This window comes from Nocardia sp. NRRL S-836, assembly GCF_001279525.1.
Taxonomy (GTDB): Bacteria; Actinomycetota; Actinomycetes; order Mycobacteriales; family Pseudonocardiaceae; genus Lentzea.
The window spans coordinates 22,394-47,809 of record NZ_LGDY01000132.1; the positions used below are offsets into that span (position 1 = coordinate 22,394).

The 25,416-nt window shown below is 69.8% G+C and carries 24 protein-coding genes; 8 read left to right on the top strand and 16 right to left on the bottom strand.

Going from position 1 to position 25,416, the window contains the following annotated elements:
* The first annotated feature begins 6 nt into the window (after positions 1 to 6).
* On the top strand, positions 7 to 936 hold the full coding sequence (locus ADL03_RS36495; protein WP_053738186.1) for an NAD-dependent epimerase/dehydratase family protein: 930 nt from the start codon (positions 7 to 9) through the stop codon (positions 934 to 936).
* A gap of 501 nt (positions 937 to 1,437) precedes the next feature.
* Here ADL03_RS36495 and lhgO read toward each other — a convergent pair.
* The 7 genes from lhgO to ADL03_RS36530 form a co-directional block, all read right to left on the bottom strand.
* Positions 1,438 to 2,625: an L-2-hydroxyglutarate oxidase gene (gene lhgO, locus ADL03_RS36500; RefSeq protein WP_053738187.1), complete on the bottom strand. Its 1,188-nt coding sequence runs from the start codon at positions 2,623 to 2,625 to the stop codon at positions 1,438 to 1,440.
* 78 nt (positions 2,626 to 2,703) lie between these two features.
* Complete coding sequence (locus ADL03_RS36505) at positions 2,704 to 3,270, bottom strand: acyltransferase (RefSeq protein ID WP_053738188.1); 567 nt, start codon at positions 3,268 to 3,270, stop codon at positions 2,704 to 2,706.
* Complete coding sequence (locus ADL03_RS36510; RefSeq protein ID WP_053738189.1) at positions 3,267 to 4,358, bottom strand: DegT/DnrJ/EryC1/StrS aminotransferase family protein; 1,092 nt, start codon at positions 4,356 to 4,358, stop codon at positions 3,267 to 3,269. The genes ADL03_RS36505 and ADL03_RS36510 overlap by 4 nt, the downstream gene beginning before the upstream one ends.
* Positions 4,355 to 5,047: an acetyltransferase gene (locus ADL03_RS36515; RefSeq protein WP_157529614.1), complete on the bottom strand. Its 693-nt coding sequence runs from the start codon at positions 5,045 to 5,047 to the stop codon at positions 4,355 to 4,357. The genes ADL03_RS36510 and ADL03_RS36515 overlap by 4 nt, the downstream gene beginning before the upstream one ends.
* The gene (locus ADL03_RS36520; RefSeq protein WP_053738190.1) at positions 5,044 to 6,177 is read right to left on the bottom strand and encodes a DegT/DnrJ/EryC1/StrS aminotransferase family protein; all 1,134 of its coding nucleotides are present in this window, start codon (positions 6,175 to 6,177) and stop codon (positions 5,044 to 5,046) included. The genes ADL03_RS36515 and ADL03_RS36520 overlap by 4 nt, the downstream gene beginning before the upstream one ends.
* Complete coding sequence (locus ADL03_RS36525; RefSeq protein ID WP_197288957.1) at positions 6,177 to 7,148, bottom strand: SDR family NAD(P)-dependent oxidoreductase; 972 nt, start codon at positions 7,146 to 7,148, stop codon at positions 6,177 to 6,179. The genes ADL03_RS36520 and ADL03_RS36525 overlap by 1 nt, the downstream gene beginning before the upstream one ends.
* 18 nt (positions 7,149 to 7,166) lie before the next feature.
* Positions 7,167 to 8,177: a Gfo/Idh/MocA family protein gene (locus tag ADL03_RS36530; protein WP_053738191.1), complete on the bottom strand. Its 1,011-nt coding sequence runs from the start codon at positions 8,175 to 8,177 to the stop codon at positions 7,167 to 7,169.
* A gap of 200 nt (positions 8,178 to 8,377) precedes the next feature.
* On the opposite strand from ADL03_RS36530, the gene ADL03_RS36535 reads away from it, so the two are divergent.
* Genes ADL03_RS36535 through ADL03_RS36545 form a run of 3 tightly spaced genes read left to right on the top strand, consistent with a single transcriptional unit; the run spans position 8,378 to position 10,307 of the window.
* A complete protein-coding gene (locus tag ADL03_RS36535; protein WP_053738192.1) occupies positions 8,378 to 9,067 on the top strand; it encodes a glycosyltransferase family 2 protein in 690 nt (229 codons plus the stop codon).
* Position 9,068: 1 nt separating this feature from the next.
* The gene (locus ADL03_RS36540; protein WP_053738193.1) at positions 9,069 to 9,416 is read left to right on the top strand and encodes a DUF2304 domain-containing protein; all 348 of its coding nucleotides are present in this window, start codon (positions 9,069 to 9,071) and stop codon (positions 9,414 to 9,416) included.
* Positions 9,417 to 9,419: 3 nt separating this feature from the next.
* The gene (locus ADL03_RS36545) at positions 9,420 to 10,307 is read left to right on the top strand and encodes a glycosyltransferase (protein WP_053738194.1); all 888 of its coding nucleotides are present in this window, start codon (positions 9,420 to 9,422) and stop codon (positions 10,305 to 10,307) included.
* A 69-nt stretch (positions 10,308 to 10,376) separates the two neighbouring features.
* Here the strand turns inward: ADL03_RS36545 and ADL03_RS36550 are convergent, their stop codons facing one another.
* Entirely contained in the window at positions 10,377 to 11,663 is a 1,287-nt protein-coding gene (locus ADL03_RS36550) for a hypothetical protein (protein WP_157529615.1), read from the bottom strand.
* Positions 11,664 to 11,761: 98 nt separating this feature from the next.
* On the opposite strand from ADL03_RS36550, the gene glf reads away from it, so the two are divergent.
* Positions 11,762 to 12,949, top strand: coding sequence for a UDP-galactopyranose mutase (gene glf, locus ADL03_RS36555; RefSeq protein WP_157529616.1), 1,188 nt, complete (start codon positions 11,762 to 11,764; stop codon positions 12,947 to 12,949).
* A 182-nt stretch (positions 12,950 to 13,131) separates the two neighbouring features.
* Positions 13,132 to 15,027, top strand: a complete 1,896-nt coding sequence (locus ADL03_RS36560; protein WP_053738197.1) for a glycosyltransferase — start codon at positions 13,132 to 13,134, stop codon at positions 15,025 to 15,027.
* 54 nt (positions 15,028 to 15,081) lie between these two features.
* Here ADL03_RS36560 and ADL03_RS36565 read toward each other — a convergent pair whose 3' ends face one another.
* The 8 genes from ADL03_RS36565 to ADL03_RS36600 form a co-directional block, all read right to left on the bottom strand.
* Positions 15,082 to 15,894 (bottom strand): carbohydrate ABC transporter permease, encoded by an 813-nt coding sequence (locus ADL03_RS36565; RefSeq protein ID WP_053738198.1) that lies wholly within the window; start codon positions 15,892 to 15,894, stop codon positions 15,082 to 15,084.
* Positions 15,891 to 16,769, bottom strand: a complete 879-nt coding sequence (locus ADL03_RS36570; RefSeq protein WP_053738199.1) for a carbohydrate ABC transporter permease — start codon at positions 16,767 to 16,769, stop codon at positions 15,891 to 15,893. The genes ADL03_RS36565 and ADL03_RS36570 overlap by 4 nt, the downstream gene beginning before the upstream one ends.
* Positions 16,766 to 17,995 (bottom strand): ABC transporter substrate-binding protein, encoded by a 1,230-nt coding sequence (locus ADL03_RS36575; protein ID WP_157529617.1) that lies wholly within the window; start codon positions 17,993 to 17,995, stop codon positions 16,766 to 16,768. The genes ADL03_RS36570 and ADL03_RS36575 overlap by 4 nt, the downstream gene beginning before the upstream one ends.
* A 143-nt stretch (positions 17,996 to 18,138) precedes the next feature.
* Positions 18,139 to 20,079, bottom strand: a complete 1,941-nt coding sequence (locus tag ADL03_RS36580; RefSeq protein WP_053738200.1) for a DUF6541 family protein — start codon at positions 20,077 to 20,079, stop codon at positions 18,139 to 18,141.
* Between the two features lie 43 nt (positions 20,080 to 20,122).
* The gene (locus ADL03_RS36585) at positions 20,123 to 21,025 is read right to left on the bottom strand and encodes a glycosyltransferase (protein ID WP_053738201.1); all 903 of its coding nucleotides are present in this window, start codon (positions 21,023 to 21,025) and stop codon (positions 20,123 to 20,125) included.
* 3 nt (positions 21,026 to 21,028) lie between these two features.
* Complete coding sequence (locus tag ADL03_RS36590) at positions 21,029 to 21,844, bottom strand: ABC transporter ATP-binding protein (protein WP_053738202.1); 816 nt, start codon at positions 21,842 to 21,844, stop codon at positions 21,029 to 21,031.
* A 15-nt stretch (positions 21,845 to 21,859) separates the two neighbouring features.
* Positions 21,860 to 22,777: an ABC transporter permease gene (locus tag ADL03_RS36595; protein ID WP_053738203.1), complete on the bottom strand. Its 918-nt coding sequence runs from the start codon at positions 22,775 to 22,777 to the stop codon at positions 21,860 to 21,862.
* A gap of 102 nt (positions 22,778 to 22,879) precedes the next feature.
* Entirely contained in the window at positions 22,880 to 23,359 is a 480-nt protein-coding gene (locus tag ADL03_RS36600; RefSeq protein ID WP_053738204.1) for a bacterial proteasome activator family protein, read from the bottom strand.
* Positions 23,360 to 23,449: 90 nt separating this feature from the next.
* Here ADL03_RS36600 and ADL03_RS36605 point away from each other — a divergent pair, with 90 nt between their 5' ends.
* Both ADL03_RS36605 and ADL03_RS36610 read left to right on the top strand, forming a co-directional pair.
* Positions 23,450 to 24,649, top strand: a complete 1,200-nt coding sequence (locus ADL03_RS36605) for a cysteine desulfurase-like protein (RefSeq protein ID WP_053738205.1) — start codon at positions 23,450 to 23,452, stop codon at positions 24,647 to 24,649.
* A gap of 19 nt (positions 24,650 to 24,668) precedes the next feature.
* Positions 24,669 to 25,313 carry a class I SAM-dependent methyltransferase gene (locus tag ADL03_RS36610; RefSeq protein ID WP_053738206.1) on the top strand — a complete coding sequence of 215 codons (645 nt, stop codon included), beginning with the start codon at positions 24,669 to 24,671 and terminating at the stop codon, positions 25,311 to 25,313.
* Positions 25,314 to 25,416 lie beyond the last annotated feature (103 nt).

The window sequence follows — 25,416 nt, forward strand, 5'->3', positions numbered from 1 at the left end:
GCGGTCATGCGTGCTCTCGTGACCGGCGGCGCCGGCTTCATCGGCTCCACCCTCGTCGACCGCCTGCTGCGCGACGGCCACACCGTCCACGTCGTCGACGACCTCCGCCGCGGCAAGCGCACCACCCCCGCCGCCCACGCCGACCGGTACTCCTTCACGGAGCTGGACATCACGTCGCCCGACCTGGCCGACGTGGTGTCCGCCGCCGCCCCCGAGGTCGTCTACCACCTGGCGGCCCAGATCGACGTGCGCGTCAGCGTCGAACGCCCGCTCGACGACGCCACCCAGAACGTCCTCGGCACCGTGAACCTGGCCGAAGCCGCCCGCCGCGCCGGCGTCCGCAAGGTCTGCTTCGCCTCCTCCGGCGGCTCGATCTACGGCACCCCCGACGTCCTCCCGGTCGCCGAGTCGGTCCCGATCAACCCGAAGTCCCCGTACGCCGCCTCGAAGGTCTCCGGCGAGGTCTACCTCAACACCTACCGCCAGCTCTACGGCCTGGAGTGCACCCACCTGGCCCTGGCCAACGTCTACGGCCCCCGCCAGGACCCGCACGGCGAGGCCGGCGTGGTCGCGATCTTCGCCAACGCCCTCCTCGCCGGCCGCCCGACGAAGGTCTTCGGCGACGGCGGCAACACCCGCGACTACGTCTTCGTCGAGGACGTCGTCTCCGCGTTCGTCGCAGCCTCCGGCGAGGCCGGCGGCGGCCGCCGCTACAACATCGGCACCGGCCAGCAGGTCTCCGACCGCGAACTGCACACCCTCGTCGCCAAGGCCGTGGGCACGGCCGACGAGCCCGAACACGCCCCGGCCCGCCTCGGCGACCTCCGCGCCTCCGCACTGGACGCCAGCGCCGCGAAGCGCGACCTCGGCTGGACCCCGGAGGTCGACATCGCGACGGGCGTGGCCCGCACCGTGGACTACTTCCGCACCGCCTGACCCAGGGGCGCGGTCGCGCCGCCTGGTCGGGCTGCCTGGTCGAGCCGCACGGTCAGGCCGCACGGTCAGGCCGCGGGGAGGGTGGTTCAGCCCTTCCTGCGGACGGTTCCGGGGTGGGTGGCTCTCGACCGGTGAGCGGGACCGCGTGCCGGTCGGGCCGGACCGCGTGTGGACGGCCTGGACGGCGTGCGGACGGGCTGAACCGCCTGCCTGGCGTGTCGAACCGCGCACCGATTCGCCGCGCATCCGGGCCGCCGACCGTGGCCGGACCGTGCGCCACCCCGCCGCGCCCATCCCCGCCGCGCCCATCCCCGCCGCGCCCATCCCCGCCGCGCCAGTCGTGCACGACCGCAGGCTCGCGCAGGGGTCCCCCCGGCCTGGGAACCCCTCGCAACTCACGGTACTCAGCAGGTCCGACAATTCCCGGGCACCGTTTCGACGGCGCCCGGACCGCTGACCAGGCCCGCGCAACCGCCAAACCAGGCTGCCCGGACCGCCGGATCAGGCCTGCGCGACCGCCTGATCGGCCACGTACCGCGCAATCTCCAGCGACGACGTCGCCGCCGGTGAAGGCGCGTTCAGCACGTGCACCTGCGCGGCCGCGGTCTCGATCAGGAAGTCGTCCACCAGCGACCCGTCGGGCAGCATCGCCTGCGCCCGCACCCCGGCCTCGGCGCGCACGAGGTCCGTCTCCTGCACCGCCGGCACCAGCCGGGCCAGCGACGCCGCGAACCGCCGCTTCGAGAACGAGCGCAGCACCTCCTCGACGCCCGTCCGGCCGAAGCGCCGGGCCAGCTTCCAGATGCCGGGGAACCGCGCCACCTCCCACAGGTCGGCGGGCGAGACCTGGCTCCACCGGTAGCCCTCGCGGCGCAGCGCGAGGACCGCGTTCGGGCCGGCGTGCACCGAGCCGTCGAGCATCCGGGTCAGGTGCACCCCGAGGAACGGCAGCGTCGGGTCCGGCACCGGGTAGATCAGGCCGCGCACCAGGCCGCGGGCCGAGGGGGCCAGCTCGTAGTACTCGCCGCGGAACGGCACGATCGTCGCCCGCGGTTGCAGGCCCGCCAGCCGTGCCACGCGGTCGGACTGCAGGCCCGCGCAGTTCACGAGCAGGTCGGCGCGCAGGACCTCGGAGCCGGTCGCGACCTCGACGCCGCCGGAACGGCCCGGCCGGATGCCCAGGGCGGGCGTGAACAGGCGCAGGTCGGCGCCGGCGGCGGTCAGCAGGCGCACCAGCGCGTCGCAGACGCCGGGGAAGTCGATGATGCCGGTGCTCTCCACGCGCAGCGCCGCCACGCAGGAGACCTCGGGTTCGTAGTCGCGCGCCTCGGCGGGGGTGATCATCTTGGCGGGGACGCCGTTGGCCTCCGCGCGGGTGGCGAGGACCTGCAGGGCGGGCAGCTCGTCGGCGGAGGTGGCGACCACGAGCTTGCCGCAGACCTCGTGCGAGACGCCGTTCTCCCGCGCGAAGTCGATGATCGAACGGTTGCCGGCCACGCTCATCCTGGCCTTGAACGAGCCCGGCTTGTAGTAGAGCCCGGCGTGCACCACGTTGGAGTTGTGGCCGCTCTGGTGGGCCGCCCAGCGGCCCTCCTTCTCCAGGACCGTCACCCGGTAACCCCTGCCGACCAGCTCGTTCGCCGTCGCCAGGCCGAGGATGCCACCACCGATCACGATCGCGTGCCGCAAGACGTCTTCCTTCGCTCAGCTCGTGGACAGTCGAAGGGGGAGCACCGGGCCCGGCGCTCCCCCTGGATCAACGCAACATCAGAGTGCGACCAGGCCCTCGGTGTCCGACACCAGCCGGTGCCGGGTCCCGTCCTCCGGGCAGGTCAGGTTCTCGTCCAGGCGGGCGGCACACCGGCACACCCAGCCCTTCTGCACAGCGGGGTTGCCGACGACGAAGGCGTGCGCGGGGACGTTGCGCGCCACCACGGCACCGGCGCCGACGAACGCGTTCTCGCCGATGACCGTGCCGCACACGACGACCGAGTTCGCGCCGATCGTGGCACCGGAGCGCACCAGCGTCGGCAGCAGCGCGTCCGAGCCCAGCTTCTGGTGCGCGCGCGGCCGCATGTCGTTGGTGAACACCACGTTCGGGCCGAGGAACACATCGTCCTCGCACGTCACGAGGTTGAACACCAGGACGTTGTTCTTCACCGTGACGTTGTTGCCCAGCACGGCCTCGTTCTCCACGAACGCGCCGTCGCAGATGTTGCAGTCACGCCCGACGCGCGCGCCCTTCAGCACGTGCGCGAACGCCCACACCCGAGTGCCCTCGCCGACGGTCTCGCTCTCGCACAGGCCGTTGGGGTGGACGAAGACGCCGGTCACCTGACGGCCTCTGCGAGCACCTCGACCACGCGCTCCTGCTGCGCGCGGGTCAGGCCCTGGTACATCGGCAGCGAGAGGATCTCGCCCGCAGTCTGCTCGGCGTTCGGGAACGACCCGCCGGTGGCGAACGCCTCGGTCTTGTGGATCGGGGTCGGGTAGTGGATCTGCGCGCCGACGCCGTTGTCCTGCAGGTGCTTGAGCACGCGGTCGCGCTCGGCCACGCGGATGACGTAGAGGTGCCACACGTGCTCGTTGCCGTCGAGGGTCACCGGCGTCCGCACGCCCTCGACGCCCGCGAGCAGCTCGCCGTAGTACGCGGCGACCTCCTGGCGCATGACGTTCCACGCGTTGAGGCGCTTGAGCTTCGCGTGCAGCACGACGGCCTGCAGCGTGTCGAGGCGGCTGTTGAAGCCCAGCGTGCTGTGCACGTACTTCGCCGGCGAGCCGTGCTGCGAGAGCAGGCGCACCTTCTGCGCGAGGTCGGCGTCCTGCGTGGTGACCGCACCGGCGTCGCCGTACGCGCCGAGGTTCTTGCCGGGGTAGAAGCTCGTGCCGGCGGCGTGGCCGACCGAGCCGGAGATCGCGCCGTTGCGCTTGGCGCCCTGCGACTGGGCGGCGTCCTCGATCAGGAAGATGCCCTGCTCGTCGCACACCGGCTTGAGCTCCTCCAGCGGCGCCATCTGGCCGTAGAGGTGCACCGGCAGGACGGCCTTGGTGCGCTCGGTGAACGCGGCGACCGCGGCCTTCGTGTCGATCAGGTACGTGTCCGGGTCGCAGTCGACGAACACCGGGGTGGCGCCGGCGCGGGCCACGGCCTCGGCGGTCGCGATGAAGGAGTTGGCGGGCACAATGCACTCGTCACCGTGGCCGACGCCCACCGCGCGCAGGGCCAGCTCCAGCGCGTCCGTGCCGTTGCCGACACCGATCGTGTGCGCGACACCGCTGTACTCGGAGTACGCCTTCTCGAACTCGGCGATCTGCGGCGCGCCGATGAACGCGGTGTTGGCCAGCACCTGCTCCCAGCCCGCGGCGACCTCGTCGGCGATCTCGGCGTGCTGGAACTTCAGGTCAACGGGAGGGATCTTCATCGCTTGTTCGTCCTCATGAGATCGTCGGACTGCGGGAGAACCCGCAGGCGGCGTGCGGGGGTACCCGCCCACACCTCGTACGGCGGAACGTCTTCGAGCACCACCGCGCCCATGCCGACCAGCGCGTGCTCGCCGACGGACAGGCCTTCCCTGACCAGCGCACCGCTGCCCAGGTAGGCGGCCTCGCCCACGGACACGCCGCCGGCCAGGGCGACCCTGGCGGCGAACGTGACGTGGTCGGAAATCTGGTCGTCGTGGGTGATCGTCACGTGCGGCATCACGACGACGTGTGCGCCGATCCGCTGCGGAGCGGTCACGGCGACGAACGCGAGCAGGACCGACCCGTGGCCGACCTCGACGCCGTGGGCGACGCTCGCGAGGGGGTGGACGACCGTGGCGTAGCGCTCGTCCGGCAGGCCCAGGCGGGCGGAGATCGTCCGCCTGGACGCCTGGTTGCGCGAGCTGGCCGTGCAGATCACGACCTGCGCGTCCGGGTGCTCGTGGACGGTGCCGGTGCCACCGAGCACCGGCACGCCGTCGACGAGCTCGCCGTGCCGGGCCGGGTTGTCGTCCAGCAAGCCCAGCACGTCGAACGACGGCGAGACGGTGTTGAGCGCGCGGACCGCGCCCAACACCTCCCGAGCCAGTCCGCCCGCACCGACGAGCAGCAACGGGCGAGCCGCCGTCACTTCAGGGACTCCGCGAGAGCCGACACGACCTGGTCCTGCTCGGACTCGGTCATCTGGTGGAACAGCGGCAGGATCAGCGAACGCCTGGTCAGGTGCTCGGTCACCGGCAGCGTGGCGCGCTCCGCCTCGTCGGTGCCCGCGTAGGCGGGCTCCAGGTGCGAGGCCATGATGCCGCGGCGGCCGGAGATGCCCTTGCCGAGCAGTTCGGTGAGGACGTCCACGACGGACTTCTCCACCGAGTCCGGCAGCACGACCCAGAACGACTGGTAGTTCGTCGTGCCGTACTCCGGGTCGCTGACCCACGTCAGGCCGTCGATCTCGGCGAGCATCTTGTGGTAGCGCTCGGCGAGCTCACGGCGCTTGGCGATGACGCCGTCCAGCTTGGACAGCTGGATCAGGCCGACCGCCGCCTGCATGTCGGTCATGCGGTAGTTGAACGCGACCTCCTCGTACGCCTCCAGCTTGACGCTGTTGGTGGCGTGCCGGTCGGCGGCGGAGACGCTCATGCCGTGCTCGCGCAGCTTGCGCAGGCGGACGGCCAGGTCGGCGTCGTTGGTGGTGACCATGCCGCCCTCACCGGTGGTGAGGAGCTTGCGCGGGTGGAACGACCACGCGGCCAGGTTCGCCGTCGAGCTGACCGGCTTGCCCTTGTACGTGGAGCCCGCCGCGCAGGCCGAGTCGTGCACCAGCTGGATGCCGTGCTCGTCGCACAACGCCTGCACGGCGTCCACGTCGAACGGCATGCCGCCCTGGTGCACCGCGATGACCGCGCGCGTGCGCGGCGTGATGACGGCCGCGATCGTCTCCGCCGTGACGTTGCCCGTCAGCGGGTCGACGTCGCAGAACACCGGCGTGGCGCCGACGTAGCGGACGGCGTTGGCCGTGGCGATGAACGAGAACGACGGGACGACGACCTCGTCGCCCGCGCCGAGCCCCAGCACGTGCATCGACAGGTGCAGGCCGGTGGTGCAGTTCGACACCGCGACACCGTGGCCGGCGCCCTGGGCAGCGGCGAACCGCTTCTCGAACTCGGCGACCCGCGGTCCCTGGGCGACCCAGCCGGAGCGGACCACCTCGGCCGCGGCCAGTGCCTCCTCCTCACCGAGGAAGGGCTTGATAACCGGGATCATCAGACGTTGCCCTTCACGCTGCGCCACCACTGCACCAGCTCGACGAGACCGTCGTGCATGGAGATGGTGGGCTTCCAGCCCAGCTCGCGCTCGGCGGCCGAGATGTCGGCGAGCCGGCGCGGCACCGCGTTGACCGACCGCTCCGGGCCGAACTCCAGCTCACCGGTCGCGCCCATCGCCTCCTGCAACGCCCGCGCCAGGTCGATCAGCGAGGTCTCGGTGGCCGAGGCGATGTTGTAGACGGTGTCGGTGACGTCCGCCTGCGCCGCCAGGATGTTCGCGCGTGCGATGTCCTTGACGTGCACGAAGTCCATCGTCGCCTTGCCGTCGCCGAGGATCAGCGGCGGCTGGCCGGCCTCGATGCGCTCCATCCAGCGGATGAGCACCTCGGTGTACTTGCCGTGCGCGTCCATGCGCGGGCCGTACACGTTGAAGTAGCGCAGCGCCACGTAGTCGAGGTCGTGCATCGCCTTGAAGCTGCGCAGCATGCCCTCGTTGAACGCCTTCGAGGCGCCGTAGAACGTGTCGTTGTTGTACGGGTGGTGGCGCTCGGTGGTGGGGAACTCCTCGGCGAGGCCGTAGACCGACGCCGTGGACGACGCGATCACCTTCTCGACGTTCGCCTCGACGGACGCCTCGATGATGTTGAACGTGCCGTCGACCAGCACCTCCAGCGCCACCCTGGGCTCCGCGGCGCACCGCGTGATGCGCAGCGCGGCGAGGTGGAAGACGGCGTCCGCGCCCGCGATGGTCTTCTTGACCAGCGGGATGTCGCGGATGTCACCCTCGACGAGCTCGACCTTCTCCGGCGCCCGCTCGAGCGCCTCCGCGATGTTCTCCACACGGCCGCGGGTCAGGTCGTCGATCACGACGACCTTCGCCGCACCGGCGTCCAGCAGTTGGTCGACCACGTGTGAGCCGATCGTGCCGGCACCGCCGGTGACCACGATCCGCCGGTCGGTCAACTCCATCTTCGGTGCTCCTCGGGGTTAAGCGTTCACTACGGGCACGAAAGTGCCGCCCTGGGCGAGGCTCTGGGATGCAGCCTCGAGCTGTGCGAGCACGCGGAGGCCCGCTCGTCCGTCGGTGAGCGGCGCACGCTTCTCGATGATCGCAGCCGCGAACTCGGCCATTACGGCGCGCAGCGCCTCCCCGCCCTTCAGAGCGGGCGCCACGGCGTCGCCGATGCGGTAGGAGATCCGGCGCTCCTCGTCGGTCGGCCAGTCGACCCCGCGGTCGTAGATGGCCAGCGGCTGCGTCGGGTCCAGGTCGTTCCACACGGCGGTCCGGCCCGATCCGCCCACGATCATCGTGCGGATCTTGGTGGGGGAGAGCCAGTTCACGTGGGCGTGCGCGATGGCGCCGTTCGACAGCTGCACCGAGAGGTACGCCACACAGGCGCGGCCCAGGTTCGCCGGGTCGGAGCCGTGCGCGGAGACGGCGACCGGGTGCACGTCGTCGGGCAGGATGGCGTCGAGGATCGACAGGTCGTGCGGGGCGAGGTCCCACAGCACGTCGATGTCCGGCTGCACGAGACCCAGGTTGATCCGCACCGAGTCGATGTACTGCAGCTCGCCGAGCTCACCGCCGCGCACGAGCTCGCGCAGGTGCTGCACGACCGGCGTGTAGACGAAGGTGTGGTCGAGCATCAGGGTCAGTCCGCGCTGCTCAGCGGCCTCGACCAGCTTCAGCCCGTCCGCGTAGGAGGACGCCAGCGGCTTCTCCACCAGCACGTGCTTGCCGGCCTCGAGCGCGGCGAGCGCCACCGGCAGGTGCGTGGCGGCGGGCGTGGCGACGGCCACGGCCTCGACCTCGGGGTCGGCGAGGACCTCGTCCAGGGACGCGCTGACCTTGACCGTGCTGTACCGGCCCAGCACCTGCTGGGCGCGTTCCACGTTCAGGTCGCACAGCGTGGTCAGCCTGAAGTCCGGGGTCGCCTGGATGTTGCGCACCAGGTTAGGGCCCCAGTAACCGGCGCCGACGACGGCCACACCAACCATCGAGAATTCCTCTCCAAGATCGGAAAACCCCTGACCAAGGCGCTGACCGATCGGGTCGCGCGAGTACCGCGGTGGTGGCCGGGGCAGTACCCGAGGCAGTGTAGAGGGGTGCCGTTGCAGTACGCTCCGGCCATCTCGGCCCTGGGTCGTGCGTGTAACGACCTGGCCACCCATGTTGCGGCGTTTCTTGGAGTTCCGTTGTGACCGATTGGCCAGACGTGTGGCTCATCGTCCCCTGCTACAACGAGGGACAGGTCATCGAGGAAGTCATCCGCCACGCACGCCAGACGTTCCCGAACATCGTGTGCGTCGACGACGGCAGCAAGGACGACTCGGCGGCCGGCATCCGCGCCGGCGGGGCGCACCTCGTGCAGCACCCGGTCAACCTCGGCCAGGGTGCGGCCATCCAGACCGGCATCGAGTACGCCCGCAAACAGCCGGGGGCCAAGTACTTCGTCACCTTCGACGCCGACGGGCAGCACCGCATCGAGGACGTCCTCGTGATGCTGGAGCGCCTGCGGTCCGAGGACGTCGACATCGTGGTCGGCACCCGCTTCCGCGGCGACGTCCAGGAGAGCGTGCCGTGGATCAAGCGGCTCGTCCTCAAGACCGTCGTGCTGCTGAGCCCGCGCACCCGCTCCCTCGGGCTGACCGACGCCCACAACGGCCTGCGCGTGTTCAACAAGAAGGTCGCCGACGAGATGAACATCACTCTCAACGGCATGGGCCACGCGTCGGAGATCGTCGAGCTCATCAGCGTGCGGAACTGGCGGGTGACCGAGGAGCCGGTGACGATCCTCTACACCGAGTACTCGATGTCCAAGGGCCAGTCGCTGATCAACGGCGTCAACATCCTCTTCGACACGATGCTGAAGGGCAGGGCGCACTGACATGCCGATTCAGTACATCCTCGTTCTCCTCGTCGCGGGCCTGCTGATCCTCTTCGTGCGCAAGCGGGGCAACGCGAAGTCGGCGGCGAGCGTCAAGCTGGCGTTCATCCTGTTCGTGATCTTCGGCATCTACGCGGTGCTGCGGCCGGGCGACCTCACGGTCATCGCCGGCTGGCTCGGCGTCGGCAGGGGCACCGACCTGCTCCTGTACGGCATCGTCATCGTCTTCACCGCCGCGACGCTGAACACGTACCTGCGGTTCAAGGAGCTCGAGCTGCGCTACGCGCGCCTGGCCAGGGCGATCGCGATCCGCCAGGCTGAGCCGCCGGCCGACGAAGCGGGGAAGTGAGCCATGACCGTCCACTTCGTGGCGCCGTACTACCTCGAACCGAAGATCCTGTTCGAGATGATCGACAGCGTGTGCGCGCAGACCCGCGACGAGTGGCTGCTCACGGTCGTCGACGACCAGTACCCCGGCACCGCCGCCGAGGACTACATCAGGCAGATCGGTGACCCGCGCATCGAGTACGTGCGCAACGAGGTCAACCTCGGCGCGACCGAGAACGTCACCCGGTCGATGTCCCTCGGACGGGGCAAGTACCTGGTCGTGCTCGGCGCGGACGACGCGCTGGAGCCGAACTACGTCGACGTCGTGCTCGGCATGTTCGAGCGGCACCCGAACGCGATCATGGCCCACCCCGGCGTGATCGTGGTCGATGACAACAGCAAACCGCACGACCCGCTGCCGCTGGCCGACCGCGTGAAGATCTTCGCGGGCCGCAACGCGTGGAAGCACTCCGAGCTCGACGGCCCCGACGCGCTGGCCAGCCTGATGAACGGCAACTGGCTGTACGTGCCGGCCATGGCCTTCCGCCAGGACGTCGTCGCGGGCACCACCATCCGGCACGACTTCGGCTCGATCGGCGACCTCGGCTGGGTGACCGACCTGCTGCTCAAGGGCGGCACGCTGGCGCTCGACCCGACGCCGGTGTTCCGCTACCGCCGCCACATGGCGAGCCACTCGTCCAACCACGCCAAGGACGTGATCCGGTTCGACGAGGAGAAGTTCTTCTACCTCGACGCCGCGAAGCGCCTGGAGGCGAAGGGCTGGACGAAGGCGGCCCGCGCGGCCCGGTTGCACGTGTTCAGCCGGCTGCACGCGATGCAGTCCGCGCTGGACGCGCTCAAGGGCGGCGACGTGAAGCGGACGATGGCGCTGGCCAAGCGCGGCCTGAGCTGACCCGCTCGGCACACCGGTCACAGCAACGGCCCCCGTCACCGACGGGGGCCGTTGCGCGTGGTGCGCCGGTCAGCGCCCGGCTTCGCTGCGCCGGTGCGCGGCGCCGGACAGCCGGAAGAAGCTGACCAGGATCACGAGCAGCGTCAGTGCCGGTCCGACGACCTGCGCGGCGGCCGCCATGGTGGGCACGTCGCCGGGCAGCAGGGCGAAGCCGAACGTCGCCGCGGTGCCCAGGGCCCACGCGCCGGTGATGGTGCGGTCGTTGCCCATGGCGACCAGCGCGGGCTGCACCGCGAACACCCCGATCAGCACCACCGTGCCGAACGCCAGCAGCGCCATCACCAGCGCGGTCAGCGTGGAGGTGTCGGTGCCCATGAACACCCGCAGCACCCACGAGCCGACCAGCACGAACAGCACCGAGTAGACCAGCCCCAGCGCCGTCACGGCGCCGAGCGTGAGCATGATCCGCCGCTTCACGAACCCGAAGTCGCCCCTGGTCACCGCCGCCGTCAGCGCGGGCAGCAGCATCGTCTGCACCGGGAAGAACGCGAGCTGCGGGATCCGCGCGACCACCACGGCCTGCGCGAACGCCAGCGCGACCAGGCTGTCCTCGCCGAGCCGGGACGACACCATCAGCGGCGCGAGGTTCGGCAGCAGCTGGGCCAGCAGGCTGGCCGTCGCGAGCGCGGCCAGCGCCTTGGTCAGCAGCGGCACCTCACCGGGAACGCGCTGGTCACCGCCGCTCGGGGCGGTCCGCAGCCACAGCAGGCCCGCGGCCACCGCGACCAGCGAGCTGGCCAGGTAGCCGGCGCCGAAGATCCACGCCGACGACACGTGCCCGAACACCAGCAGCGACACGACCACGATCCGCGCGCCGCCCTCGACCATGAGGGACGCGGCGTACCCGCTGAACCGCTGCAGGCCGCCGAGCGCGCCACGCACGATGCTGAGCGCCGCCAGGATCGCCGGGGTGGCCAGCACCCCCAGGAACAGCCCCCAGTCGCCGTACAGCGTCTTCGGCAGCAGGTACGGCGAGAGCAGCAGCAGCCCCGCCATCACCACACCGACGAGCGACGCACCGCCGATGCACATCTTGCGCACGACCGGGCGCAGCGCGTGTCCCGATGCGACGGCCGCGCTCACCGACCGGCTCGTGACCTGCTCCAGCGCGAAGAAGATGCCGGGGCCGACCACGTTGACGACGAAGTAGAAGTTCGTCGCGCGCAGGGCCTCGCTCGTGACGAGCGTGCGGCCGGTCAGCGTGACGAAGAGGTAGCCGGCCAGACCGAAGACGCCGAGCCCGGCCGCCATCAGGACAGGGGGGCTGAGCAGCTTGGGACGTACCGAGGACAGCACCCGGTCACCTTAGACAACGGCCGGCGCACGCCTGAGCGGAAGGCGGCGCCCAGGGGGCCTCGATGGCGCTGGGAGCCGTCACGACTACCCTCTTGGGGGTGAGCTTCGCAGGTTATGACCTGATTGTCGTCGGTTCCGGGTTCTTCGGTCTCACGGTCGCCGAGCGCACCGCGTCCCAGCTGAACAAGCGGGTCCTGGTGCTCGATCGTCGTGACCACATCGGTGGTAACGCCTACTCCGAGGCGGAGCCCGAGACAGGTATCGAGGTGCACCGCTACGGCGCGCACCTGTTCCACACGTCGAACAAGCGCGTGTGGGAGTACGTGAACCAGTTCACCGAGTTCACCGGCTACCAGCACCGCGTGTTCGCGATGCACAACGGTCAGGCGTACCAGTTCCCGATGGGACTCGGCCTCCTCTCGCAGTTCGTCGGCCGGTACATGTCGCCGGAGGACGCGAAGGCCTACATCGCCGAGCAGTCCGCGGAGATCGACACCAAGGACGCGAAGAACCTCGAGGAGAAGGCGATCTCGCTGATCGGCCGCCCCCTCTACGAGGCGTTCATCAAGGCCTACACCCAGAAGCAGTGGCAGACGGACCCGAAGGAGCTGCCCGCGGCGGTCATCACCCGCCTGCCGGTGCGCTACACCTTCGACAACCGCTACTTCAACGACACCTACGAGGGCCTGCCGGTCGACGGCTACACCGCGTGGCTCGAGAAGATGGCGGACCACCCGAACATCGACGTGAAGCTCTCCACGGACTTCTTCGACGTGCGCGACGAGATCCCCGCGGGCACGCCGATCGTCTACACCGGGCCGCTGGACCGGTACTTCGACTACTCGCAGGGCTGGCTGGGCTGGCGCACGCTCGACTTCGAGCAGGAGGTCCTGCCGATCGGCGACTTCCAGGGCACGCCGGTCATGAACTACAACGACGCGGACGTCCCGTACACCCGCATCCACGAGTTCCGGCACTTCCACCCGGAGCGGGACACCTACCCCAAGGACAAGACGGTCATCGTCCGCGAGTTCTCCCGCGCCGCGGAGAAGGACGACGAGCCGTACTACCCGATCAACACGGCCGAGGACCGCGAGAAGCTCGAGCGGTACCGCGAGCTCGCGAAGAAGGAGGCCGCGGAGAAGAACGTGATCTTCGGCGGCCGCCTCGGCACGTACAAGTACCTCGACATGCACATGGCCATCGGGGCCGCGCTGAGCGTGTTCGACAACAAGATCGCCCCGCACCTCAGCGAGGGCGCCAAGCTCGACGGTTCACTCGACTGATGTGGTTAGCCCGCCTGACCTGCGGTAATCTGAGGTTCAGGCGGGCTTTTCCGTGTCCATCTCCTACCATGCAACCCGACGACACGCACGCCACGTTCAACCGGTGTGGCAGTTGCCGTCGTCGCCATTGACAGAGCTGACTCGAACCGAAGACGACCACGTCGGTTCGCCGGAGGAAGCACGTGACTGAGCAGGCCAAGGCCGCCGTTAAACCGATCGACCCGACGAAGGTGCTCCAGCGCGTGATCCTGCCGCGCGACGAGGACCCGCTCGACGTTCGACCGCTGTACCTCGACGAGCCCGAGCACGTGCACAGCCACGTGTCCTCGCGCCAAGCGGTCACCATCCCGCAGTCCGCGCGGGTGTCGTTCGCGTCGTACTTCAACGCGTTCCCCGCGGCCTACTGGCGGCGCTGGACGATCATCGACGACGTCGTCCTGCGCATGTCCGTGCGCGGCGCCGGTCGCATCGACGTCTACCGCTCCAAGCCCAGCGGCGACATCGTGCACCTCGAAGGCACCACGGTTCGCAGCCCGAAGGCGGCGACCGAGGTCACCTTCAAGATCAACCTGAAGCCGTACGAGGACGGCGGCTGGATCTGGTTCGACGTCTTCACCGACGACTCGACGCTGGAGATCGACCACGCGGCGTGGACGACCGAGCAGGACCTGCCGGCGCAGAAGGTCGCCATCGGCATGACGACCATGCGCCCGGTCGACGCGGTCATCGCGCTGCGCACGCTCGGCGAGGACCAGGCCGTGCTCGACGTCGTGCAGAAGGTCTTCGTCGCCGACCAGGGCGCCGTGAAGGTCCGCGACACCGAGGGCTTCGCCGAGGCCGCCGCGGTGCTGGGCGACCGCCTGGAGGTCATCGAGCAGGAGAACCTCGGCGGCTCCGGTGGCTTCACCCGCGGTCTGTACGAGGCGATCGAGCACACCGACGTCGACCAGATCATGCTGATGGACGACGACATCCGCCTGGAGCCGGACGCGCTGCTGCGGTCCAACGCGTTCGCGCGCGCCGCCGCCCAGCCGGTCATCGTCGGCAGCCACATGCTCAACCTGCAGGCCCGCTCCCGGCTGCACAGCATGGGCGAGGTCGTCGACCTGGGCACCTGCTACTGGCGGGCCGCCCCCGGCGCGCTCACCGACCACGACTTCGGCGCCTCCTCGCTGCGCGAGACCGAGGAGATGCACACCCGCATCGACTCGACGTACAACGGCTGGTGGATGTGCCTGTTCCCGCGTGAGGTCGTGCAGCGCACCGGCTACCCGCTGCCGCTGTTCATCAAGTGGGACGACGCGGAGTACTCGCTGCGCGCGCTCGACCGCGGCTACCCGACGGTCTCGCTGCCCGGCTCGGCCGTGTGGCACATGCCGTGGACGGACAAGAACGACGCCACCGACTGGCAGGCGTACTTCCACACCCGCAACCGGCTCATCCTGGCCGCGCTGCACAGCCCGTACGACGTGCGCAAGACGCTGCTCAAGCAGGGTCTGAAGCAGTCGCTGGTGCACCTGCTGTCGATGGAGTACTCGACGGTCGCCATCCAGCAGAAGGCGCTGGAGGACTTCCTGGCGGGCCCGTCGAAGCTCTTCGACTCGCTGCGCACGGCGCTGCCGGAGATCCGCGAGCTGCGCAAGAACTTCCAGGACGCGCAGACCCTGCCGTCGGCCCGCGAGTTCCCGCCGCCGACCTTCGACATGGTCCGCACCGAGCAGATGCTCAGCAGGCCCTCGAACAAGGTCGTCCTGGCCCGTGAGGCCGGCAAGGCCGTGCTGCACAACCTGCGCAGCCCGCAGCCGTCGACCACGGCCCGCCCGCAGGTCAACGTGCCGTCGGCGAACGCGCGCTGGTACCTGCTGGGCAACCTGGACAGCGCCACCGTGTCGCACCCGGACGGCAGCGGTGTCGCGTTCCGCAAGCGCGACCCGAAGGAGTTCCGCGCGCTGATGAAGCGCGCGGTCGCCAACTACCGCCGGCTGTCGGCGGAGTGGCCGCGGATGCAGAAGCTGTACCGCGACGCCCTGCCCGAGCTGACCTCGGTCGAGTCGTGGCGCAAGGTGTTCGAGAACTGATCGGCTGAACGGACGACGGGCCCCGCTGGTGTGCAGCGGGGCCCGTCGTCGTTCTCAGCCCTTCACACCGGTCTCGGTGACCCCGCGCACCAGGAACCGTTGCAGCGCCACGAACACGATCACCAGCGGCGTGATGGACACCGCCGCCGCGAGGAACAGCTGCACGACGTCGATCGACTGCGCGGTCAGGAACGTCGACAGCGCCACCTGCACGGTCCACGAGTCCTGGTCCTGCGCGATCACCAACGGCCACAGGAACTGGTTCCAGCTCGTCACGAACGCGATGACGCCCAGCGCGGCGAAGAACCCCTTCGAGTTCGGCACCACGACCCGCCAGTACGTGCCCCAGTGCCCGAGCCCGTCGATCCGCGCGGCCTCCTCGACCTCGCGCGGGAAGTTCAGGAAGTACTGCCGGAACAGGAACGTGGTGAACCCGCTGAACAGGCCGGGGATCACCAGCCCGCGCAGGTCGGAGACCCAGCCCAGCGTCGACACCACCACGAACGTCGGCACGAACGTCACCGCCGCCGGGATCATCAGCGTCGCGACCACCAGCACCAGCACCACGTTCGAGTACCGGTAGGGGATCCGCGCCAGCCCGTAGCCGGCGAGCCCGCACAGCACCAGCTGCCCCGCGGTCTGCAGCACCGCCACCACCAGCGAGTTCACCATGCTGCGCAGCAACGGCACGGCCGGGTTCGCGAAGAGCTCGGCGAAGTTCTCCCAGCGGATCTCCCGCGGCCAGAACGTCCAGGTCGGCGCCGTCAGCTCGGCCTCGGTCGCCAGCCCGTTGCGCAGCACCAGGTAGAACGGGACCAGGAACAGCACCGCCGCCAGGGACAGTGCGAAGTACCGGAGGACCTTCATCGTGTGAACACCCGCCCCTGCAGCAGCGTGACACCCGCGATCAGCACCGTCAGGATCACCGCGCCCGCGCTGCCGTGCCCGAAGTCCTGCCCGCCGCTGCCCAGTGCCGTGTAGTAGAGGTAGATCAACGGCGGCCGTGCGAACGGCGGGTAGCCGCGGTCGGTGCCCAGCACGTTGTAGAACTCGTCGAACGCCTGGTAGGCCGCGACGAGCAGCAACAGCAGCACGGCCACCGACGTCGTGCGCAGCTGCGGCATCGTGACGTACCGCAACGTCTGCCAGCCGCGTGACGCCCCGTCGATCCACGCGGCCTCGTAGAGGTGCTGCGGGATCCGTTGCAGGCCCGCGATGAACAGGATCATGTAGAACCCCAGCTGCAGCCACAGCCGCAACGTCACCAGCACCAGCCAATACCAGGGCGGCGACGTCGACACCGTCCACGCCACGGGCTCGGCGCCGAACCACCCCAGCACCGTGTTCGCGAGCCCGAACCGCACCCCGTTGAAGATCGACAGCTTCCACACCAGCGACGCCACGACGTACGAGCACGCCGTCGGCAGGAAGAACACCGACCGGAAGAACGCCTTCATGAAGCTGATCTGGTTGACCAGCAACGCCAGCGCCAGCGCCAGCACGAACGTCAACGGCACGATGAACGCCGCGAACACGCTGAACGTCCCGAGGCTCGCCAGGAACGGCTGGTCCGTCAGCATGTCGGCGTAGTTGCGCAGCCCCACGAACTCCGCCGGCGTCACCGTGTTGCGCGCCTCGAAGAACGACAGCAGCAGGCTCCACCCGATCGGCACGTACACGAACACGAGCAGCCCCGCCGCGAACGGGCCGACGAACAGCCAGAACGCCCGCCCGTGCCTCATCCGTACAGGCGCTTCAGCTCGTCCCGTGCCTTCGCGGCCGCGGCCCGCAGCTCCGCGTCGGCCGGTGCGCCGTCACGCACCACCCGCGACACCGCGTCGTTGAACGCCGTCCGCATCGCCGACGTCCAGTCCGGCGGGTTCGACGCCTTCGCGTTGTCCCGCACGAACTTCACCGCGTCCGCCGCCGCACCGCCGGACAGCTTCGACGCCTTGGCCGCGATGCTGTCGCGCGGCGGGATGTGGAAGCCGTAGCCGAGGTTGAAGTCCTCCTGGTAGTCGGTCCGCTCGACCCACAACCACCGCACGAACTCCTTCGCCTCGTCGACCCGCTTCGACTTGGCGTTGACCATCGCGCCGAACGCCCCGACCGGCACGCTGGCCTTGCCGCTGTCGGTGAGCTTCGGGAACGGCAGCACCCCGAAGTCGTCACCCAGCGCCTTCTGGACCGCGGGCACGGTCCACAGCCCGGTCCACTGCATGGCGACGAGCCCCTGCGTGAACGCGTCCGGTTCCGCCCAGTCCTTCACCGCGCCCAGCAGCAGGCTGCCGCTGGTGTAGAGCTCCCGCAGCTTGCCGACCGCCCGCGCCGCCAGCGGGTCGTCGAACCCGACCTGGTGGTCGCGCACGTAGTCCAGCCCGACCGACCACAGCGCCGGCCCGCCCAGCACCGCGCCACCGCCGTCGTTGCCGGCGAAGAGCCCCTTCACCCCGCCGGTCGTGAGCCTGCGGGCCGCGTCGACCAGCTCGTCCACGGTGGACGGTGGCGTGACACCCGCGGCCGCGAACATGCTCTTGCGGTAGAACAACATCTGCATGTCCACCGCCTGCGGGATGCCGTAGAGCTTCCCGTCGACGGTGTGGCCGGCGAGGATCGAGGCGGTGAAGTCGTTCTTGGCGTCGCCGAGCAGGTCGTCGAGCGGCACGAGCTGGCCTGCCCGCACCGAGCTGATCTGCGGGGTGGACTCGAAGACGTCCGGTCCGCCGTCGGACAGCAGGCTCGTCGCGAGCTTGGAGTCGTAGTCGCCGGGGTTCCACTGCACGTCGACGGGGACTTTCCCGTACGCCTTCGCGTACCGCTCCACCGCCTGCTGCACGCCCGGCTCGCCGTAGGCGTGGTACCACTGCTTGAGGGCCTGGCCGTTGCCGCCCCTGCCGGTGTTGGAACCGCACGCGGTGAGCAGTGCCGTCGCGCCTGCCAGGGAAAGAAGTCTGCGTCGGGAGATCACGCGTCCCGTCTTACTCCGATCACCGCAGGTGCGCGAGGAATTACCCGAAGTGCGCGACGACGGCGCCGGAGAAGTTCACGATGTGGTCGCGGCCGGCCCTCCGCCGGAACGGGTGTCGCCGACAGCGGTTCCACCTCGGCGGATCACTTGGCGAGCTTGTCCCACTCCACCCGGTACAGCTGGAACTCCGGGTTGCGGTAGACCGGGGTGAGCCCGTCGACCAGGTCGAGCTTCTGCAGGCCCTCCGCGCGCTTGAACTCCGCGATCATGCCCCAGCCGACCATCACGTACTTCACGTTCAACGAGCGGATGGCCTCCGCGACCTGCGGGTCCTTCTCGAACCGGTTGAACTTGTTCAGCAGCAGCTCGCGCTTCGGCGTGGCGACGCTGCCCTGGAAGTGCCCGATCACCGGGCGCCGGCCGGAGAGCGCGTACGCCCACACGGTGCCGTCACCGCGGTCGTTCATGATCAGCTCGCCGTTCTTGACGATCTTGCCGGTCTCGATCAGGCCCTGGTGCTCCAGCGGCGTGAGGACCGGGCTGTCGAACGTCCACGTCATGCGGTCGGCGTTGCGCGCCGCGTAGCCGTGGCTCTGGCCGAAGTAGCCGGCCGCCAGCACGACGGCGACGACCGCGAGCACGGCCACGGCGGTCCGGCGCGAGCGGGTCGTCTCCGGCACGCGCTGCAACACCCGGTCGGTGACCCAGCGCGCGGCGGTCTGCAGCGCCCAGCCGGCCGCCAGGGTCGCGGGCAGGATGATCACGGCGGCGAGCCGGAAGCGGTCGTTCCACCACGGCGAGGTGATGGTCTGGACCCACGGGGCGTCGAGCCCCGCCGCGCTGACGAGCAGGCCGAGGAAGAGCACGTAACCCGCGACCATCCAGCGCCAGGTCTTCTCGCGCCACAACAGCAGCAGGCCCGCCATCGTGAACAGTGCCAGCAGCCACTGCGGCCACGGCGCGTCGCTGCCGAACAGGATCGCGTCGCCGAACGCGCGCGAGACCGTCGTGACGGCCGGCCAGTTGAAGGCGGCGGTGGCACCGGCCATCGTGCTCGCGCCGAGCAGGTACGCCGAGGCCAGCACGACGATCGCGACGGCCACCACGGCGAGCCGCGGCAGCTCCCGGCGGACCCACTCGCGCGGGTTGGCGAGAAGCCGTTGCAGCACCAGGAACACGCCGAAGCCGGCGGCGACGAACACCGAGGCCGAGTGCGTGGCGGTCAGACCGGCGCCGAGGAACGCCACCACGACCCCGAGCCGGTCGGCGCGGGTGTCGAGCCAGCGGATCAGGACCGAGAAGAACGGCACGACCATCGCGAGCGCGGCGGCGTACGGGAAGAGCTGGCCCCACTGGTAGAGGTCCCAGGGGTAGTAGGCGAACGACGTGGACACCAGCGCGCTCGCCGCGGCGAAGCCCGCCGCCCCGCCGACGGCCCTGACCAGCGCGATCGTGCCCAGCGGGATGGTCAGCGTGGTGGTGACCAGCATGCCCGTGTTGATGATCCGCGGGATGTCGGCGCCGCTGATGTCGTAGACCAGCGCCTCGAAGCAGTGGTAGGCGTTCGGGTAGAAGCTGCCACCGGGGTTGTCCGGCGCGTCGATCCACGCGAGCGCGCGCGGGCTGGAGTTGCCGGTCTCCGCGATCAGGCGGATGGCGTTGCCGTGGAACGGCGCGTCCCAGCCCTGCGGCACGGTGGCCAGGCCGTGCGTCGCGGCGCGCAGCACCAGCACCGCCACGACCGCGGCGACGACGACCGACACCACCACCGTGAGGTGACCGGACGTGGACCACGGCACCTGCGGGATGGTCAGCTCACGGCCGCGGCGGCGCAGCACTAATACGACGACGCCCATGACGCCGGTGATGACGACGCACCAGACGATGAAGGTCCACAGGTTCCACCGCACGCCGGCCATCGCGAAGAGCGGTGCGGCGATGCCGACGAGGCTCATGGTGACGGCGGGGGCGGCTCCGATGAGCAGCCAGCCCCGCAGACCGGCGGTCGCCGCCAGTGCCAGACCCGGCACCCACAGCAGCACGACCGTGACCAGTGCAGCCAGCAACGCGACCGCATCGAGCATCGAGATCCCCTACACCTTCACCTGAGCTGCGTCGCCCACGGCCTCACTTGCGGAAGAAGCGTTCCCTCTGGCCCAGCCGCACCAGCTTCAGCCACTCCACGAACCCCTTCGGGTCGCGCTTGACCCCGAGGAAGTAGAGCCCGAACCGGAAGACCTCCAGCAGACCGAGCTTGCGCATGCCGGGCTGCGAGAGCAGGTAACCCCGGTTGCGGTAGGTGTAGTAGCGCTTGACCGGGTTCTCCGGGTCCTGGGCGTGGAACTTGCCGCCCAGCATCGGCTTGAACTCGTCGGAGCCGTCCGGGTGCACGTACGCCACCCGCAGCGAGGTGCCGAACGGCACGCCGGAGCGCACCAGGCGGCGGTGGATCTCCACCTCGTCGCCGCGGAAGAACAGCCGGTAGTCCGGCACGCCCACGACGTCCAGGGTGGTCGCGCGGAACAGCGCGCCGTTGAACAGCGACGCGATGCCCGGCAGGAAGTCGGTGCCGAGCTCGGCCGCCGACCGCTTCCACGTCAGCCCGCGGCGCAGCGGGAACGCGAGCTTGTCCGGCCGGTCGATGTTCGTGACGACGGGGGAGATGGCGGCGAGCTTGCGCCGTTGCGCCTCCTCCAGCAGCACCTCCAGCACGTTCTCGTCGGCGGGACGGCCGTCGTCGTCGGCCAGCCACACCCAGTCCGCGCCCAGCGACAACGCGTGCAGCATGCCGAGCGCGAACCCGCCCGCACCGCCGAGGTTGCGGTGCGAGGCGAGGTACGTGGTGGGGAGGGGGCACTGCTCGACCAGGTCGTCGACCGGCTGGTCGGGACCGTTGTCGACGACGACCAGGTGGTCGGGGACGCGCGTCTGGGTCGAGAGCGCCTTCAGCGACTCGGCCAGCAGCTCCCTGCGGTGGCGGGTGACCACCACCGCGACCACGGAGCCCTTGGGCAGTGCCTCGGTGTTCACGGTCTACTCGCCGCCATTTCCGCTGAGTACGGGGGTGTGGCCGAGCCTGGCCAGCTGGTCCGCGCTCATCCGCTCGAACGGGTCGTAGCCCTTGTACGCGGTGAGCACCTCACGCAGGTCCCCGTGCATTTTGACGTGGCCCTCGTCCATCCAGATCGCGGTGTTGCAGAACTCCATGAGGAACTCGTCGGAGTGGTTCGCGAACACCAGGAGGCCGGAGCGGGCCACGAGGTCCTTGAGCCGGTCGCGGGCCTTCGCCAGGAACGCCGCGTCGACGGCGCCGATGCCCTCGTCCAGCAGGAGGATCTCGGGGTTGATCGACGTGACGACGCCCAGCGCGAGCCGGACGCGCATGCCCGTCGAGTACGTGCGCAACGGCATCTGCAGGTAGTCACCGAGCTCGGTGAACTCCGCGATGTCGTCGACCCGCTTCTCCATCTCCTTGCGGCTCATGCCGAGGAAGAGGCCGCGGATCATGATGTTCTCGTAGCCGGAGATCTCCGGGTCCATGCCGACGCCGAGGTCGAAGACCGGAGCGACCTTGCCGACGATCCGCGACTGGCCGCGGGTCGGCTCGTAGATGCCCGCCAGCAGGCGCAGCAGCGTGGACTTGCCCGCGCCGTTGTGGCCGATCAGGCCGACGCGCTCGCCGTCCTTGAGGGACAGCGTGATGTCGTGCAGTGCCTCGATGATCGGCACCTTGCCCTCGGAGCCGATCTTGCCGCCGACCTTGCCGAGTGCGAGCTTCTTCAGTGAACGGGACTTCGCGTCGAAGATCGGGAAGTCGACCGATGCGTTCCAGACGTCGATGCTGACCATGTCGCGTCCTCCCTCTCAGACCCAGTACGAGACGCGGGCGCGGTAGTTGCGCAGGATGACGAGCGCGGCCAGCCAGCCGACGACCGTGAACCCGCCGACGACGGCCCAGTGGTGCCAGTCGACGTAGTGGCCGAGCAGGGGCGCCCGGACGACCTCGACGAAGTGGTAGACCGGGTTCAGCTCCGCGATCAGCACGCGCCACTGGGAGTCGCCACCGGACTTGGTGACCTTCGTGAGGATGTCCGCGTCCCACACGATCGGCGTCATGAAGAACACCAGGTTGATGAAGCTGTTCACGACCGGCGGGATGTCGCGGAAGCGGGTGCTGATGACGCCGAACAGCAGCGACACCCACACGGCGTTGACGGCCAGCAGCACGAAACCGGGGATCGCGAGCAGGATCGTCCAGCTGATGCCGGGCTGCTCCGTGCCGCCCGTGGTCATCCTGTACGGCTCCGACAGCGTGCCGAAGAAGATCACCATGACGATCAGGTAGATCACCAGGTTGTGCGCGAGGAACAGCACCTGGCGCCACACCATGCGCATCACGTGGACCGTGATCGGTGCGGGCAGGTGCTTGATCAGGCCCTCGTTGGCGATGAAGACGTCGGTGCCCTCGACCACGCAGCCGAGGATGAAGTTCCAGATGATGAAGCCCGCGGTGATGTACGGCAGGAAGGCCGGCAGCTCCGCGTCCAGCAGCACCGAGTACAGCAAGCCGAGCGCGAGCGCCGTTGTCCCCATCGAGATGGTGATCCACAACGGACCGATGACCGACCGGCGGTAGCGCTGCTTGATGTCCTGCCAGCCGAGGTGGCCCCACAGCTCCCGGTGGTCCCACGCTTCCCGAACGTCGGCGAACGCGCGCTTGAAGCTGCGCGACTTGACGGCGGGGGGCGCCTCAGCTTGGGCGAGCGTACTGGTGGCTTGCACGAGTACTGAGCGTACCGGCGCCTCAGGAGCCCCCTGGACGCCGGTACGTCACGGAGTGGTCACCACGCCCGGATCTAGATCACTGACGGGGAGGGGCAACCTTCACAGGTACTGGCCCGTCCCCTTGGGACCGGCGGAGCCGTCTGCCAGATCGGTGCCGCCCGCGGGCAGCGCGCGGCCGCGCATCTGCTCCAGCTGGGCCCGTGCGGCCATCTGCTGGGCGAACAGCGCCGTCTGGATGCCGTGGAACAGGCCCTCCAGCCAGCCGACCAGCTGTGCCTGCGCGATCCGCAGCTCGGCGTCGGAGGGCGTGCCCTCCTCCGTGAACGGCAGGGAGAGGCGCTCGAGCTCGTCGCGCAGCTCCGGCGCGAGGCCGTCCTCCAGCTCGTCGATGGACCGCTTGTGGATCTCCTTGAGCCGGTTGCGGCTGGCCTCGTCCAGCGGAGCCGCCCGCACTTCCTCGAGGAGCTGCTTGATCATCGTGCCGATCCGCATGACCTTCGCCGGCTGCTCGACCAGGTCGGTGAGGTCACCACCGTCCGACGCACCGACGACCACCACTGGCTGCTGCTCCTGGTTCATGGCTCCATCCTGGTCCTGTCGACGTTCCCGGCGTCAGCCGGGTGGGGGCTGGGCAACACCGAGTTTGCCCTCATACGTACGGTGTGTGGCATGGCGTTCGACGTCGCACGGGTACGAGGGCTCTTCCCCGCGCTCGGCGACGGCTGGGTCCACCTCGACGCACCGGCCGGCATGCAGGTGCCGGAACAGGTCGCCACCGCCGTCTCCACCGCGCTGCGCGCCCCTGTCTCCGGCCCGGGCGGGATCTTCCCCGCCTCGCAGCGCGCAGAGGCCATCGTCGACGCGGCCCGCCGTGCCGTGGCCGACCTGGTGGGTGGTGACCCGGCGGGTGTGGTGCTCGGTCCCTCCTCCGCGGTGCTGCTGCAACGGCTCGCCGACGCCATGACCGACGACTGGTTCATGGGCGACGAGGTCCTGGTTTCCCGCCTGGACCACCCGGCGAACATCGCACCGTGGCTGCGCGCCACCCAGCGCACCGGCAGCGCGGTCAAATGGGCAGAGGTCGACATCGAGACGTGCGAGCTGCCGAGCTGGCAGTACGACGAGCTCGTCACCGACCGCACCAAGCTCATCGCCATCACCGCCGCGTCCGGCGTGGTCGGCACCCGCCCGGACCTGGCGAAGATCTCGGCGGTGGCCCGCTCGCACGGTGCCGTGATGGTGGTGGACGCCTCCTCCGCCGCACCTTTCGTGCCTTTGGACATCGTTGCCATGGGCGCCGACGTCGTGGCGCTTTCCGCTGGTCAGTGGGGCGGCCCTCCGGTCGCCGCGCTGGTGTTCCGCGACCCGTCCGTGCTGGAACGGCTGCCGTCGTGTTCGGTGGACCCGACCGCCCGCGGCCCGGAACGCCTGGAGCTCGGCCCGCACGCCTACCCGATGCTCGCCGGACTGGTCGCCTCCGTGGAGTACCTCGCGGAGCTCGACGACGCCGCCACCGGCACCCGCCGCGAGCGCCTGCTCACGTCCCTGGGCTCGGTGAAGGCGTACCAGGCCGGACTTCTCGCTAACCTCATCCACGAACTGCGTTCGCTGCGACACGTGATGGTGATCGGCGACGCCATGCGCCGGGTACCCGCGCTGGCGTTCACGATCGCCGGGGTGAAAGCGGAGGACGGCGTCGAACACCTCGCCTCGCGGGGCGTCTGCGCGTTCGCCGACCCCGGCCAGTACGGCGTGTTCTCGGTGCTCGGCGTCGGCGAGGTCGGCGGCGCCATCCGCGTCGGACTCGCCCACTACACGAACGCCGTCGAGGTGGACGACCTGGTGCGCGCGGTGGCCGAGCTGGGCTGAGGCTTTACGGGAGACCTGGTTGGACGACTCGCTCGCTCGCGAGCTCGCGGATCTCTCGGCGCTGCAGCGGCTGGGCCCGCTGAGCTCGGAGTACCTGCCGTGGACCTCCGGCGAACTCCGCCCGGCCGCCCTGGTGGCCGTGATGGACGAGATCGTGCTCGGCGCGCGGACCGTGCTCGTCGAGCTGGGCTGCGGCTCGTCCTCGGTGCTGTTAGCCCGGCTGCTGGCCCAGCGCGGGTTCGGCCACCTGCTCTCCATCGAGCACGACGAACGCACCGCGGCCTTCGTCGCTTCACAACTGCGCCGTGAGGGGCTGAGCACTGTCGCGCGGGTCGTGCACGCGCCGTTATCGCGGCATCCGGCGGCGTTGTCGCGGCACGGGCAGTGGTACGCGCCTCAACTCGTGCACGACGAGGTGTTCGGGTACGTGGACGCTTTTGGGCTGGTCGACCTGTTGCTGATCGACGGGCCTGGGTTCGGGGACTCGCGGTATCCGGCGTTACCGGTGTTGCGCGGGGTGCTGGCTCCGGGGGCGACGGTGCTGGTGGACGACGCGGATCGGGCGGATGAGCAGTCGGTGCTGGTGCGGTGGGCTGAGGAGTTCGGGGTGAGGTTTCGGAACGCTCCTCGGACGTCGATCGCGGTTGGGGTGGCGTTGGAGTGAGTCTTTTCTGGGGCTCCGCCCCAGACCCCGACACTCCCAAAGAAGCCGGCCAGCGCCGTGAGCGGGTAGATGGCACGCCTGTTGCTTAGGGCGGCTGCCGGTT